The sequence below is a fragment of the Pseudarthrobacter sp. GA104 genome, assembly GCF_009741265.1.
GTDB lineage: Bacteria > Actinomycetota > Actinomycetes > Actinomycetales > Micrococcaceae > Arthrobacter.
In genome coordinates this window covers 4,008,006-4,021,413 of the sequence record NZ_WOWL01000001.1, presented here as the reverse complement: position 1 = coordinate 4,021,413, position 13,408 = coordinate 4,008,006, and the positions used below count along the sequence as shown (strand labels likewise).

Annotated in this window: 12 protein-coding genes and 2 tRNA genes; 6 read left to right on the top strand and 8 right to left on the bottom strand. The window is 66.5% G+C overall.

Annotation, left to right across the window (positions count from 1 at the left end; translation table 11 throughout):
• Positions 1 to 21 precede the first annotated feature (21 nt).
• Both tig and GK109_RS18420 read right to left on the bottom strand, forming a co-directional pair.
• Positions 22 to 1,413 carry a trigger factor gene (gene tig / locus GK109_RS18425; RefSeq protein WP_370460688.1) on the bottom strand — a complete coding sequence of 464 codons (1,392 nt, stop codon included), beginning with the start codon at positions 1,411 to 1,413 and terminating at the stop codon, positions 22 to 24.
• Between the two features lie 81 nt (positions 1,414 to 1,494).
• A tRNA-Pro gene (locus tag GK109_RS18420) sits at positions 1,495 to 1,569 on the bottom strand.
• Positions 1,570 to 1,710: 141 nt separating this feature from the next.
• Here GK109_RS18420 and GK109_RS18415 point away from each other — a divergent pair.
• Positions 1,711 to 1,784, top strand: a tRNA-Gly gene (locus tag GK109_RS18415).
• A gap of 96 nt (positions 1,785 to 1,880) precedes the next feature.
• Here GK109_RS18415 and GK109_RS18410 read toward each other — a convergent pair.
• The 3 genes from GK109_RS18410 to GK109_RS18400 all read right to left on the bottom strand — a co-directional run bounded on the left by GK109_RS18410 (position 1,881) and on the right by GK109_RS18400 (position 4,426).
• Complete coding sequence (locus GK109_RS18410; RefSeq protein WP_321213753.1) at positions 1,881 to 2,831, bottom strand: DNA-formamidopyrimidine glycosylase family protein; 951 nt, start codon at positions 2,829 to 2,831, stop codon at positions 1,881 to 1,883.
• Positions 2,831 to 3,325, bottom strand: a complete 495-nt coding sequence (locus GK109_RS18405) for a ribose-5-phosphate isomerase (protein WP_321213754.1) — start codon at positions 3,323 to 3,325, stop codon at positions 2,831 to 2,833. The genes GK109_RS18410 and GK109_RS18405 overlap by 1 nt, the downstream gene beginning before the upstream one ends.
• A gap of 81 nt (positions 3,326 to 3,406) precedes the next feature.
• Positions 3,407 to 4,426 (bottom strand): hypothetical protein, encoded by a 1,020-nt coding sequence (locus tag GK109_RS18400; protein WP_157241959.1) that lies wholly within the window; start codon positions 4,424 to 4,426, stop codon positions 3,407 to 3,409.
• A 166-nt stretch (positions 4,427 to 4,592) separates the two neighbouring features.
• On the opposite strand from GK109_RS18400, the gene pepN reads away from it, so the two are divergent.
• Both pepN and GK109_RS18390 read left to right on the top strand, forming a co-directional pair.
• Positions 4,593 to 7,172: an aminopeptidase N gene (gene pepN / locus GK109_RS18395; RefSeq protein ID WP_157241958.1), complete on the top strand. Its 2,580-nt coding sequence runs from the start codon at positions 4,593 to 4,595 to the stop codon at positions 7,170 to 7,172.
• Positions 7,169 to 7,642, top strand: coding sequence for an OsmC family protein (locus tag GK109_RS18390; protein WP_157241957.1), 474 nt, complete (start codon positions 7,169 to 7,171; stop codon positions 7,640 to 7,642). Before pepN ends, GK109_RS18390 begins: the two co-directional genes overlap by 4 nt.
• Here GK109_RS18390 and GK109_RS18385 read toward each other — a convergent pair.
• Positions 7,639 to 8,622, bottom strand: coding sequence for an NAD-dependent epimerase/dehydratase family protein (locus GK109_RS18385; protein WP_157241956.1), 984 nt, complete (start codon positions 8,620 to 8,622; stop codon positions 7,639 to 7,641). The genes GK109_RS18390 and GK109_RS18385 overlap by 4 nt on opposite strands.
• Positions 8,623 to 8,739: 117 nt before the next feature.
• Between GK109_RS18385 and GK109_RS18380 the strand changes: the two genes are divergently transcribed.
• Entirely contained in the window at positions 8,740 to 9,423 is a 684-nt protein-coding gene (locus tag GK109_RS18380) for a mechanosensitive ion channel family protein (RefSeq protein WP_157241955.1), read from the top strand.
• A gap of 2 nt (positions 9,424 to 9,425) precedes the next feature.
• Complete coding sequence (locus tag GK109_RS18375) at positions 9,426 to 9,869, top strand: globin (protein ID WP_157241954.1); 444 nt, start codon at positions 9,426 to 9,428, stop codon at positions 9,867 to 9,869.
• Between the two features lie 17 nt (positions 9,870 to 9,886).
• Here GK109_RS18375 and GK109_RS18370 read toward each other — a convergent pair whose 3' ends face one another.
• A complete protein-coding gene (locus GK109_RS18370; protein WP_321213760.1) occupies positions 9,887 to 10,546 on the bottom strand; it encodes a hypothetical protein in 660 nt (219 codons plus the stop codon).
• Between the two features lie 63 nt (positions 10,547 to 10,609).
• Here GK109_RS18370 and GK109_RS18365 point away from each other — a divergent pair, with 63 nt between their 5' ends.
• On the top strand, positions 10,610 to 11,590 hold the full coding sequence (locus tag GK109_RS18365; protein WP_157241952.1) for an acyl-CoA thioesterase II: 981 nt from the start codon (positions 10,610 to 10,612) through the stop codon (positions 11,588 to 11,590).
• Positions 11,591 to 11,685: 95 nt separating this feature from the next.
• Here GK109_RS18365 and ettA read toward each other — a convergent pair whose 3' ends face one another.
• Positions 11,686 to 13,368: an energy-dependent translational throttle protein EttA gene (ettA, locus tag GK109_RS18360; RefSeq protein ID WP_157241951.1), complete on the bottom strand. Its 1,683-nt coding sequence runs from the start codon at positions 13,366 to 13,368 to the stop codon at positions 11,686 to 11,688.
• Positions 13,369 to 13,408: the final 40 nt, after the last annotated feature.

The following is a 13,408-nucleotide window of genomic DNA, read 5'->3' as shown; positions in this document are numbered from 1 at the left end:
GGGCCGTCCACTCAGTGGCTCTTAGGCCTGGGCCTTGGCCTCTGCCGTGTCTTCCTCGACGGCTGCCTCGGCGGTCTCAGCCTCGGCCTCGACAGCTTCGGCTGCGGGAGCTTCCTCTTCGCCGCCGGGACGGACGAAGTCGCTCAGGTCCACGGCCTTGCCCTCGGTGTCGGTGACCTCAGCCTGGCCCAGGACGACGGCCAGCGCCTTGCGGCGGCGGACCTCGGAAACCATCATGGGAACCTGGCCGCTCTGATCGATGATCTGGGCGAACTGGTTCGGGTCCATGCCGTACTGGCTGGCGGTGGTCACGATGTAGTCGATCAGCTCGTTCTGGCTGACGTTGACTTCTTCCTTCTCGGCAATGGCGTCGAGGATGATTTCGTTCTGGAAGGCGCGGGCCGTGTTGGCACGAACCTCTTCGCGGTGCTCCTCGGTGTCGTGCTCGCCTTCACCGTGCCCGCTGCCCTCCTTGAAGTGGGCCTCGAGCTGCTCTTCAACGACGGAGTCCGGAACGGGAACCTCAACGAGCTCAACGAGCTTGTCCAGGACCTTGTCGCGGGCCTCGACGCCCTGCTCCACAACCTTGGAGTCTGCGGCCTGCTTGGCCAGGTCTTCGCGCAGTTCGGCGAGGGTGTCGAACTCGGAAGCCAGCTGGGCGAAGTCATCGTTTGCCTCGGGGAGTTCGCGCTCCTTGACGGCCTTGACGACGACCTTGACCTGGGCGGCTTCGCCGGCGTGGTCGCCGCCCACCAGAGTGGTGTCGAAGATGGCGTCTTCCTCGGCGCTGAGCCCGGTGACGGCTTCGTCGAGCCCGTCGAGCATGGTGCCGGCACCCACCTGGTAGGACAGGCCGGAAGCGGAGTCAACCTCTTCGCCGTCGATGCTGGCGGTGATGTCGATGGTGAGGAAATCGCCGTCCGCGGCGGGGCGGTCCACGGACTTGAGCGTGCCGAAGCGGCCGCGCAGTTCGTCGAGGGCCTTGTCCACGTCCTCGTCGGAGGACTCGGCCGCAGCAACTTCAACCTTGATGCCGGAGTAGTCCGGGAGCTCGATCTCCGGGCGGACGTCCACCTCGGCAGCGAACTTCAGTCCGCCGTCCGTTGCGGAGGGGTCCGGGACCTCGGTGATCTCAACCTCGGGGCGGCTCAGGGGGCGGATGCCGGATTCCTGCACAGCGGCCTGGTACCAGCCGTTGAGGCCTTCGTTGATGGCAGTCTCCAGGACGTAGCCGCGGCCGACGCGCTGGTCGATGAGCTTGGCGGGGACTTTGCCCTTACGGAAGCCCGGGACCTGGATCTGCGAAGCAACGGTCTTGTAGGCCGAGTCGATGCTGGGCTTCAATTCCTCAAAGGGGACCTCAACATTGAGCTTGACCCGCGTGGGGGTGAGGTTCTCGACAGCGCTCTTCACGGTCTAAGTACTCCTGGGATTGTGGGATGGGTTTCTGCAAACGCAATGTTTTGTCCAGGCCGAGTGGTCCGGGCCGCAGAGTCGGGGTGACAGGATTTGAACCTGCGACTTCCTGCTCCCAAAGCAGGCGCTCTAGCCAAGCTGAGCTACACCCCGTTAGTGCACAGGCAAGTCTACGGTGATCCGCGCCCAGTTTGCACATTTGACACGTAGCCCATGGATTAGGTTTAGTTGTATCCGGCTTGAACAGCCAGCCCGGAGTTGCAGGCCTGCTAATATTGCAGATGCAGTTCTTCCGGGGACGTAGCTTAATGGTAAAGCCTCAGTCTTCCAAACTGATTACGCGGGTTCGATTCCCGTCGTCCCCTCCAAACAGACAGGCCCCTCCGACGAGGGGCCTGTCTTTTTAATCCGTTGGGGCCCCAGTGCCGGCAAGCCATCGTGGGGGCTTTGCCGGCAGCCCCCGTTCACGCCTGCTGCTGGCAGAAGGGGCACCAATAGAGTTTGCGCCCCGCCAGTTCAGCAATCAGCACCGTGGTGCCGCAGACCCGGCACGGCATCCCGTCCCGCTTGTAGACGTAATGGGCATTGTCCCGCGCGGGGAAGGTCCCGCTTTTCAAGGCGGCGGCGGTTGCCTTGCCGTGTTCCGACCAGTACCGGGGCGTTGTGGTGATGATGCGGCCGTCGGCAACGCCGTCGTTCATGACGGTCACGACGTCGCGCCACAACTTGCGTGCCTCGGCGTCGGGCAGTGCGGTTCCCGGCAGCCAGGGATCGATACGCCGGCGGAAAAGGACCTCGGCGCGGTAGACGTTGCCGACGCCGGCGATGATCTTTTGGTCCATCAGGAGTGCAGCCACCGGAGTTTTCCGGCCCTGCAAATTGGCCGCGAACCGTCCGGCGTCGCCCCGCAGGTTCCGCAGCGGGTCCGGCCCCAGCCGGGCGAGGACAGCGTCAGCCTCTGCCGCGGTAATCGCCTCGCAGGTGGTGGCACCCCTCAGGTCGGCCCACCCGTTGCTGCTGGCCAGCCTGACCCGCACGGCCCCCACGGGGTCCGGCGGACCGGCATAGGCGCTGCCTCCGTTCGTGCCGGCGCCGTCGCCGTCGTTCGCGTCCGGGAACGTCTCCCGCTCCCCCACCCGGCGCGGGGCACCGATGCTGGAGGAGCCGGCGAACGTGCTGTCGCCGCCAAAACTCCAGGCACCGTACAGGCCCAGATGCACATGCAGCACCAAGGTGTTGTCGAAGTGCAGGAACAGGTGCTTGCCGTGCGCCTCGGCCACGAGCAGGGTGCGCCCATCCAGGAGCGCGGCGCCTCCGCTGAACCGGCCCTGCGGGCTGGACACAGTGAGCCGCCGGCCGCCGAATACGTCCCCGAACTGCCGCGCCAGGCGGCGGACGGAATGCCCTTCGGGCACTACTCGATGACCTCGCCGGTTGCTTCGTAGGCGGCGATCTTGCCGATGCGGCGGACGTGGCGCTCGTCATTGCTGAAGGGCTCGGTCAGGAAGGCCTCGACCAGCCGGGTCGCTTCCTCCACCGTGTGCTGGCGGCCGCCGACAGCCACGACATTGGCGTCATTGTGCTCGCGGGCGAGTGTGGCGGTCGAGTGGTTCCAGGCCAGGGCAGCCCTGACACCCTTGACCTTGTTGGCGGCGATCTGCTCCCCGTTGCCCGAGCCGCCCAGCACGATGCCCAGGGCGTGGATGCCTGCCTGCTGGTCGGCAACCACGGCAAGGGCGGCATTGATGCAGAAAGAGGGGTAGTCGTCCTGGGCGTCGTAGGCCTTGGGGCCGTGGTCCACCACCTCATAGCCCTTGGCTGTCAGGTGGGACACCAGGTGGGCGCTCAGTTCCATGCCCGCATGGTCGGTGGCGATGTGGACCCGCGGGAAGGCAGGGGATGATGTCACGAGCAGAATCCGTTCGGTTGGGGGCGCAGGCAGCCGGCCGGGACGGCGCAGGCCAGGGTCAGGACAACACGGTCAAGAATACTAGGACTCCGGCTGGCCGGGAGTCGGCGCCGCCCCGCCGCCGGGCCGGGCCCTTTCAGCAACCCGCGTCAGTACCTCGGCCAGCCTCGCCGCCGAGGCAGTACTGCCCCCGCTCACCGCGAGGCGCTGGCCGTCGGTTTTGCTGACGACGACGGCGGGACCGCTGCTGACGAGCATGGCGGCAGTGCCGCCGTGGTGCCGGTAGCCCCACCCCCCATAGTCTGCGGCCTTCACCTCGGCGGCGGTAGCGCCCGAGATGGCTCCGGCCGGGACGTTCATGACCGGAACGATGCCGGCCAGCAGGACTTTCAGGCCGCGGCGGTCGGCTTTGATGCGCGCGAACAGGAACGCCGCGCCCGTCGCCGCGAGGAGCACGAGGAGCGCGCCGAGCCAGGGCACGGCAACGGCGATGAGGGCAGACGGAAGCAGCGATGCGATGGCGATCATGACGAATACCGAACTGCGGGCATGGACCCAGAGCCGGATGTCGTCCCGTGTCAGGTCGGGGTCAGCCTCCCTCGCGATGGCCAGTTGAAGGGCCCGGTCGTCGTCCGGTGACCACTGCTGGTCCGCTTTGAAGGTAAAGGCAACAATCACGCCGAGCGACAGGGCCGCCCCGCTTCCGAGTGCCAGGACGGTCATGTCCACATGGGATTCACGGGCGTCCGCCAGCCCTGCCTGTCCCACGATGCCGGCAGCGAGGGCGCTGGTGACGAAGAGCGTGAAGAACATCCCGGCGCCCATCATGATCCGGCGCATCAGCACGGGCCTGCTGACGGGCACGGCCTGGAAGAGGACCAGCCAGCCGCCGGCCAGGATCATTAAGGCTCCTGCCGTGACGTAGGCGCCGAAGGGCGCGAAGGAGGCGCCGCCGTCGTCCGTCCACCGGATGGCGAGCGGCTCCGGAAGGTCCGGCCGGATCAGGAAGGCGCACACCACGAAGGCCGCCGACACCAGCAGCGGGAACCCCACCACAAACCGAAGGGCTTTCGTGTCCATCGACTCCATGAACTTTCCCATGATTTAACGCTACTCCCACGGCCGGCCGGCGGCTTTCCGCCTCACGCGGCAGCCATCCCGGGCCGTGCTACTTGCCAAGGCTGGCGGAATGCAAGAATGAACAATGCCGCCGCTGGGCACGCCAGCAGGCAGACGCAACCTTTCTGGAGGCCCCACTTTGCCAGGTATGAATCTGACGCGAGCTGAAGCCAGCGAACGTGCCGAACTGATCGCCGTCGAATCCTATGACGTCAGCCTGGACCTGACCCGGGGCGGAGAGGTCTTTGGCAGCACCACCACGGTGAAGTTCAGCGCGACGCCAGGGTCCTCAACATTCATAGACGCAGTCACACGCGCGGTGCACAGCGTCACCCTTAACGGCAGGAGCCTTGATCCGGCCACAGTGGCGGACGGCGTCAGGATCCAGCTCCCGGATCTCAAGGAACACAACGAACTCACGGTGGTGGCCGATGCCCCGTATATGAACACCGGCGAGGGACTCCACCGCTTCGTGGACCCGGTGGACAACGAGGTCTACCTCTACACGCAGTTCGAGGTTCCTGATTCGCGCAGGATGTTCGCCGTCTTCGAGCAGCCGGACCTGAAGGCAACCTTCACGTTCACCGTCACGGCCCCCTCCCACTGGGACGTCATCTCGAACTCGCCCACACCGGCGCCCGTGGAAACCACCGCCGCGGACGACGGCGGTGCCCGCTCCGTGTGGGCTTTCTCCCCCACTCCCCGGCTCTCCTCTTACGTCACTGCGCTGGTTGCCGGCCCCTACCAGTCGGTGCGCAGCGAGGTGGCCAGCTCGGACGGCCGCGTCATCCCGCTCGGCGTCTTCGCCCGGAAGTCCCTGATGCAGTACCTGGACGCGGACAACATCTTCGAACTCACCCGGCAGGGCTTTGAGTTCTTCGAGGCGCAGTTCGGCTGCCCCTACCCGTTCGAGAAGTACGACCAGCTCTTTGTGCCCGAGTTCAACGCCGGCGCCATGGAAAACGCCGGCGCGGTGACCATCCTGGAGGGCTACGTCTTCCGGGGCAAAGTCACCGACGCGCAGGTGGAACGCCGGGCCATCACCGTCCTCCACGAACTCGCGCATATGTGGTTCGGCGACCTGGTGACAATGCGCTGGTGGAACGACCTGTGGCTCAACGAGTCCTTCGCCGAGTACATGTCCCATCTGGCAGCCGTCGAGGCGACGAAGTTCACCAGCGCCTGGACCACGTTCGCGTCCGTTGAGAAGTCCTGGGCCTACCGCCAGGACCAGCTGCCCACGACGCACCCCATCTTCGCCGAGATCAACGACCTGCAGGACGTGGAGGTCAACTTCGACGGCATCACCTACGCCAAGGGCGCTTCGGTGCTCCGCCAGCTGGTGGCGTGGGTGGGCCCGGACCAGTTCATGGCCGGCGTGCGCGAGTACTTCGCCAAGCATTCCTGGCAGAACACCGAGCTGGGCGACCTGCTGGTGGAACTGGAGAAGGCCAGCGGCCGCGACCTGGATGACTGGGGGCGGCAGTGGCTGGAAACCGCCGGCGTCAACACCCTGAAGCCGGAGCTCGAGGTTGACGGCGACGGCCGGCTCACGTCCTTCGCCATCGTGCAGTCCGCCGTGGACGATTGGCCCACCATCCGCCCGCACCGGCTCGCCGTGGGGTTCTACAACCTTAACGACGCCGGCAAGCTGGAGCGGGTGCACCGCGAGGAACTGGATGTCGACGGCGGGCGGACCGAAGTTCCGGCGCTGGTGGGGCTGGTCCGGCCGGACCTGGTCCTGGTCAATGACGACGACCTCGCCTACGCCAAGGTGCGGCTGGACGAAAAATCGCTTGCGACGGCGACCGCCCACCTGAAGGACTTCAGCCAGAGCCTGCCGCGGACGCTCGTGTGGAACTCGGCCTGGGACGCTGCCCGGGACGGCGAAACCCCGGCACGGCGGTACGTGGAGCTGATCCTGGCCAACGTGGCCGCCGAATCCGATTCCTCGGTGATCCTGGTCCAGCTCCGCCAGCTTGCCACCACCCTGAACTTCTACGTGGCCGAGGAACACCGCGAGGCGACTGCGGTGGCTGCGGCGGACCGGCTGTGGGACCTGGCGTCCCAGGTGCCGGGCGGCTCGGACGCGCAGCTGCAGTTCGTGAAGTCGTTTGCGCTGCTGGCCGGCAGCGCCCCCCAGTTGGACAAGGTGGCGGGCCTCCTGGACGGCTCCCTGGTCCTGGACGGGCTGGGTGTTGACCAGGACCTGCGCTGGGAGCTGGTCGCGTCACTTGTGGTGGGCGGACGCCTCGGCCAGAACGGCATCGACGCGGAACTTGCGCGGGACAATACCTCCAGCGGCCAGAATGCCGCTGCCCTTGCCAAGGCCGCCATCCCCACGGCGGAGGCGAAGGCAGCCGCCTGGGATTCCATTGTGGTCAAGGGCGAGCTCTCCAATGCACTGCAGGGCTCCGCGGTCACCGGCTTCATGCGCGTGCTGGACCGGTCCCTGCTGGAGCCCTACGCCGAAAAGTACTTCGAGGCAGTGCCGCGGATCGTCGAAACCCGCACCCACGCACTGGCCCAGCAGATCGTCGTCGGACTCTACCCTGCGCTGCTGACCAGCCAGGCAACCGTGGACCGGACTGACGGCTTCCTGGCGGCGCTTCCGCCCGCAAGCGCCGCGCTGCGGCGCATGATGCTGGAAAACCGCGACGGCGTTGCCCGGGCACTGCGGGCGCGCGCTGCGGATGTCCTTCCCGGCGAAGCTGTGCCTGCATCATGAGCCTGCACGAGCACCGCTATGAGCTGACGGTCCGGTGGACGGGCAACTCGGGCAGCGGGACGGCGTCCTACCGCGGCTACTCACGCGACCACGACATCCTTATTCCGGGGCTCCCTGTCCTCAAGGGCTCCGCGGACCCCACCTTCCACGGAGACCGGGAGCGGTACAACCCGGAGCAGCTGCTCCTCGCGGCACTTGCCCAGTGCCATATGCTCTCTTTCCTGCACGTGGCGGTAAAGCACGGCGTGGTGGTCACGGACTACCGGGACGAGGCCTTCGGGCTGATGACCCTGAACCGGGACGGCAGCGGCCAGTTTGAACGCGTGACGCTCCGACCGCACGTGACCGTGGCCGATGCGGCGCAGGTGGAGCTGGCCGGCCAGCTTCACCACGAGGCGAACCAGCTGTGCTTCATCGCCCGCAGCGTGAACTTCCCGGTGGAGCATGAACCGGTGACAGTGGCGGCTTAGGACGGCAGGCTGGCGGCGAGGCGCGCCTCGGTTCCGGGGGACAGCCCGGCCTTCCGGGGCCTGTCCAGCCCTCGCGCCCGCTCGTCCCGCAAGGTGTCCTGCAGCGTCTCCCGCCACGGCCGCAGCTGCAGCCCGGCAGCGACGGCTGCCCGGTTGCTCCGCGCCATGAAGCCCTCATGCCCGGGCGGGAGCCAAAGCGGCAGCGAGTCCGGGCCTGCCCAGTAGTTGACGCCCTGGTTCGCAAGCCACTCTTCTTCCGCCGGAAGAACCTCGCCGTCGTGGCCGGCGGTTTCCCTGGCGGCGGCAAGATACGTTCCGAAGGCCACCTGCCCGCCCAGGGCGTTCAACGCTCCGGCCACGCCCTTCCCGGCCGCCCGGAGGATCCAGGCAGCAAGATCGCGGACGTCGATGACCTGGGTCGGATAGTCGACGGCGGGAACCACCACCGGCTTGTTGTTCCTGGCGAAGCGGGCCGGCCAGTAGCCGTAGCGGTCCGAGCTGTCCCCCGGGCCGCCGATCAGGCCGGCACGGCAGAGGTGGGCTTTTCCGCCTGCCGCTTTGAGGGTGGCGGCCTCGATGGCCGCCTTCGACTCGCCGTAGTTCTCCGGAGTGGAGGGAGTTCCCGGCGCCAGGGGCTGCAGGAGCGCTGCATCCTCAGTTTCGTTTGCATGAGAGGCGTCGGCGTAGACGGAGCAACTGGAGACGAACGTCCAGTGCGCTGCCCGGTGTGCGAGGGCGTCCAGGGCTTCGGCGGCGGGGACGGGATCCCGGGCCACGTCCACCACCTCGTCCCACTCCCCCTCGGCGCCCGCGTAGGCGTCCGCGCCCAGTGAACGGTCCTCCCTCAGCCACGTGGTTCCCGCTGGCGGGGCCGCCGCGGAACCTCGGGCAAGGCAGGTGACGTCGTGTCCCGCCGCCACCGCCTGGCGGGCAATTTCTGCGGACAGGAAGGCTGTTCCGCCGAGGACAAGAATGCGCATGTTCAGACGCTACGGCGATAGTGTTGAAGAAGAACAGAGCCTTCCGCGCCGGGCGTAACCGGCGCTGCGGCATCCCTTCCCGGCGCAGCCGAAGAACAGCAGGAGTACTTCCCCCTTATGGTCAGCACGTTGTCGATCCTTCCGTCCACCGCCAGCCAGCCGGACGGCATCAGCGTCACGGGCATCGTGATCAGCCTCGGCGTCGGCGTCGCCATCTGGCTGGTGGCCACGTTCGTGATTTCCCGGATCACCAGGCGCGTGGCGGCAGGCAGCAACTTCTTCAAGAAACCCACCTTCAAATGGGCCGCCCCGGCGTTTAGGGCCCTGGACCACGAGCGGCGCGTCCAGCGCGCGGAAACCATCGGCTCGCTGCTGAACAGCGTGGTTGGCGTGCTCGTGGTGATCATCACGGGCATGTACGTCCTGCAGAACCTGGACATCAACATCGCACCGCTCCTGACGAGCGTCGGCATCCTGGGTGTGGCCATCGGCTTCGGTGCCCAGCAGCTGATCCGCGACTTCCTGGCCGGGATCTTTATTACCATTGAAGACCAGTACGGCATCGGCGACGTCATCGAAACCAGCGAGGTTGTTGGCGTGGTGGAGTCCATGGGCCTGCGCATCACGCGCGTCCGCTCGGACGACGGCGCTATCTGGTACCTGCGCAACGGCGAGATCCTGCGCGTCGGCAACCGTTCGCAAGGCAACTATGTGCCGCTGCACGAGTCGGAGGACGGCACCACGGACCAGGGCACGGATCATGCCGAACCCAAGAAGACTGACCAGAAGGCCGGAGACTAGGAATGACAATCCCGAGCGATCCCCAGCGGCCGCAGCTGATGCAGAACGATCCGTTCAGCAAGCCCGGCTACACCGACAATTTCTACGATGCCGTGGGCGGGCATGAAACCTTCGTGAAGCTGATCGACGTCTTCTACGACGGCGTGGCAACCGATCCGCTCCTCCGCCCCATGTATCCGGAAGAAGACCTGGCGCCGGCGAAGCGCAGGTTCCTGATGTTCCTGGAACAGTACTGGGGCGGGCCCACCACCTACGGCGAGGAGCGCGGCCATCCCCGGCTCCGCATGCGGCACATGCCGTTCAAGGTGACGCCCGAGGCCAAGGACCGCTGGCTCTTCCACATGCGTGCCGCTGTGGATGCCCTGGAACTGCCGCCGCTCTACGAGGGAACGCTGTGGGACTACATGGAGCGGGCCGCGCTGTCCATGGTGAACAGCCCCGGCTGATGTTGCCCTAACCGCCGTTAGAGCAGCGCGCTTCCGGTCCGCGCGAGCACGTGGCCGCGGGTGCCTGTAAGCCGGAACCAGCGCCCTGCCCGGTAGAGCTTCTGGTCGCCGTCGGCCAGAAACCCCAGGGCCAGGGCGGCGAAAGCGGCTCCGGCCGGCAGGCCGGAGTCGTCCAGTTCCCTGCCCCAGACGGCGGCACGGGCGTTGTTGACGATCAGCGCCCCCGGCTTGTCAGGGACGATTCCCGCCACTTCCGCGATTCCTGCTTCTGCGGCTTTCCGCAGCGCGGCATCGCTGCGTGAACCCATCAGCTCCCACCCGCTCCGCGGGGCGCCCACCCCGGTCCAGGACTCGGTGACGGTGGACGGCGGAACCGGCAGCTCGACGTCGTCCGCCCCCGCCCGCGCCAGGCGGTCCAGGACGGCGGACAAGGACACTGTCACATCCGTCGCCGAAGGTTCCGCGAGGGCCATGGTCCGCAGCCCCAGAATGGTGGGAGTCGATTCACCCAGCAGCCTCGGCCGCAGCACGCAGACGTACGCGGCGAGGACGGAACCTGCAGCCTGAAGCCTGATGGCGCCGTCGTCAATTGATTTGGCCCGCGTAGCGAAAGTCTTCAGGTCAGCGAGATCCTGGGGATCGGCGAAGCGGAAGGACGAGGTGAGTAGATCAGACACACCAAGAACACTACCCGCTGGACCTTTGTTGAGCGGTGCCGGGGGGCCGTCTAGAGTCAAACCATGACTGAAGCCGACGCCGAAATCCTGGCGCTCCCCAGCGGGGACCCCACCTCATCGCTCATCTCCCTCCTTGACCTTGGTGAGCTGGAGGGTGCCCGGACGGACGAGGACATCTTCCTGGGTCCGTCCCAGCAGCAGCCCCACCACCGCGTGTTCGGCGGCCAGGTGCTGGCACAGTCGCTCATCGCGTCCATCAGGACGGTGGACCCGGAACGTTTTGTCCATTCCATGCATGGCTACTTCCTGCGCCCGGGGGACGCGAACAAGCCCATCACCTTCGGCGTCCAGCGCCTGCGGGACGGCCGGTCCTTTTCCGCCCGGCGGGTCCATGCGTACCAGGAGGGCGTGCCCATCCTGTCGATGATCGCGTCCTTCCAGGGCGAGGACGAAGGCGTGGAGCACGAGTCCACGATGCCCGGCGGCATCCCGGACCCGGAGTCACTGCCAAGCACCGCCGACCTGCTCGGCAAGTTCGACCATCCGGTGGCACGGCACTGGGCCTACGAGCGGCCGTTCGATATCCGGCACGTCGATCCCCCCTTGTACGTGTCGGCTAAGGGCAAGAGGGAAGCGCGGAATGCTGTGTGGATGAAGACCTTCGGGCCGATGCCGGACAACCCCAACCTGCACCGGGCAGCCCTGGCGTACGCCAGCGACTACACCCTCCTTGAGTCCATCCTGCGGCGCCACGGGCTGAGCTGGATCACGCCAGGGATGAACGTGGCAAGCCTGGACCATGCCATGTGGTGGCACCGGCCTGCCCGCGTGGACGAATGGCTCCTGTATGTCCAGGAGTCACCCAGCGCCCAAGGTGCCCGTGGACTCGCGACCGGCAAGATCTTCAACCAGGCGGGGCAGCACGTTGCCTCCGTCGCGCAGGAGGGAATGATCCGCGTGCCTACCGACCTGAAGAACAAAGTGGTGGGCGCTTTCCAGTCGAAGCTGATGGAGCACCAGATCCGCAAGGCCGGGCGGGACTAGCACCACCCGGAACTCCGCCTTCAGCGGGAAGACGAACAGGCCGGCACCCAGTGGGGGTGCCGGCCTGTTCGTCTTTGTGCGCTCTGCGCCTGGTGTCAGTCGCGGGTGAGGCGGCGGTGCGTGACGCGGTGCGGCTTGGCGGCGTCCGGGCCGAGGCGCTCCACCTTGTTCTCCTCGTAGGATTCGAAGTTGCCCTCGAACCAGTACCACTTGGAGGGGTTTTCCTCGTCGCCTTCATAGGCCAGGATGTGCGTGGCCACCCGGTCCAGGAACCAGCGGTCGTGGGAGACCACCACGGCGCAGCCGGGGAACTCGAGCAGTGCGTTTTCGAGGCTGCTGAGGGTTTCGACGTCGAGGTCGTTGGTGGGCTCATCGAGGAGCAGCAGGTTGCCGCCCTGCTTGAGGGTCAGCGCCAGGTTCAGGCGGTTGCGCTCACCGCCGGAGAGCACACCGGCCTTCTTCTGCTGGTCCGGTCCCTTGAAGCCGAAGGCGGCAACGTAGGCGCGGGACGGCATTTCGACGTGGCCCACCTGGATGAAGTCCAGGCCGTCAGAGACAACTTCCCAGAGGGTCTTGTTGGGGTCGATGCCGCCGCGGCTCTGGTCCGCGTAGGAGATCTTGACGGAGTCGCCGATCTTCAGGTCACCGCCGTCGAGCGGTTCCAGCCCCACGATGGTCTTGAACAGCGTGGTCTTGCCGACGCCGTTGGGGCCGATGACGCCCACGATGCCGTTGCGGGGCAGGCTGAAGGACAGGCCATCGATGAGGGTGCGGTCCTCGAAGCCCTTCTGGAGGTTCTTCGCTTCCAGCACCAGGCCGCCCAGGCGGGGTCCCGGCGGGATCTGGATCTCTTCGAAGTCCAGCTTGCGGGTGCGGTCCGCCTCCGCGGCCATCTCCTCGTAGCGGGCCAGGCGGGCTTTGGACTTGGTCTGGCGGCCCTTGGCGTTGGACCGGACCCACTCAAGTTCCTCGCTGAGGCGCTTGGCCTGCTTGGCGTCCTTCTTGCCCTGGATCTCCAGGCGGGCACGCTTCTTCTCCAGGTAAGTGGAGTAGTTGCCCTCGTAGGGGTAGAGGTGGCCGCGGTCCACTTCGGCGATCCATTCTGCGACGTGGTCCAGGAAGTACCGGTCGTGGGTGACGGCGAGGACTGCACCCGCGTAGGTGGACAGGTGCTGTTCGAGCCACAGCACGCTTTCGGCGTCCAGGTGGTTGGTGGGCTCGTCCAGGAGCAGCAGGTCCGGCTTCTGCAGCAGGAGTTTGCACAGGGCTACGCGGCGGCGTTCACCACCGGAGAGGTTGGTGACGTCGGCGTCCGCGGGCGGGCAGCGGAGGGCGTCCATGGCCTGCTCCAGCTGTGAGTCCAGGTCCCAGGCGTCCGCGGCATCGATGGCTTCCTGCAGGTGGCCCATTTCCTCGAGGAGGGTGTCGTAGTCAGCGTCGGGGCTGGCCATTTCCTCGGAGATTTCGTTGAAGCGCTGGATCTTGCCGTAGATCTCGCCCACACCCTCCTGGACGTTGCCCAGGACGGTCTTTTCCTCGTTGAGCGGGGGCTCCTGGAGCAGGATGCCCACGGTGTAGCCGGGGCTTAACCGGGCCTCACCGTTGGAGGGAGTGTCCAGTCCGGCCATGATTTTGAGGATGGTGGACTTACCGGCACCGTTCGGGCCCACAACACCGATCTTGGCGCCGGGGAAGAAGGACATGCTTACGTCGTCAAGAATGAGTTTTTCGCCAACGGCTTTGCGGGCCTTGGTCATTGTGTAGATAAATTCCGCCATGGTTCCAAATCTAGTGGGTGGGCAGGCATATCTCACATTC

Bases quoted from the DNA above. Each gene is read 5' to 3' on its own strand.
- pepN (WP_157241958.1), top strand. From the start codon at position 4,593: ATGAATCTGACGCGAGCTGAAGCCAGCGAACGTGCCGAACTGATCGCC.
- ettA (WP_157241951.1), bottom strand. From the start codon at position 13,368: ATGGCGGAATTTATCTACACAATGACCAAGGCCCGCAAAGCCGTTGGC.
- GK109_RS18385 (WP_157241956.1), bottom strand. From the start codon at position 8,622: ATGCGCATTCTTGTCCTCGGCGGAACAGCCTTCCTGTCCGCAGAAATT.
- GK109_RS18375 (WP_157241954.1), top strand. From the start codon at position 9,426: ATGACAATCCCGAGCGATCCCCAGCGGCCGCAGCTGATGCAGAACGAT.
- GK109_RS18380 (WP_157241955.1), top strand. From the start codon at position 8,740: ATGGTCAGCACGTTGTCGATCCTTCCGTCCACCGCCAGCCAGCCGGAC.
- GK109_RS18400 (WP_157241959.1), bottom strand. From the start codon at position 4,426: ATGGGAAAGTTCATGGAGTCGATGGACACGAAAGCCCTTCGGTTTGTG.
- GK109_RS18390 (WP_157241957.1), top strand. From the start codon at position 7,169: ATGAGCCTGCACGAGCACCGCTATGAGCTGACGGTCCGGTGGACGGGC.
- GK109_RS18365 (WP_157241952.1), top strand. From the start codon at position 10,610: ATGACTGAAGCCGACGCCGAAATCCTGGCGCTCCCCAGCGGGGACCCC.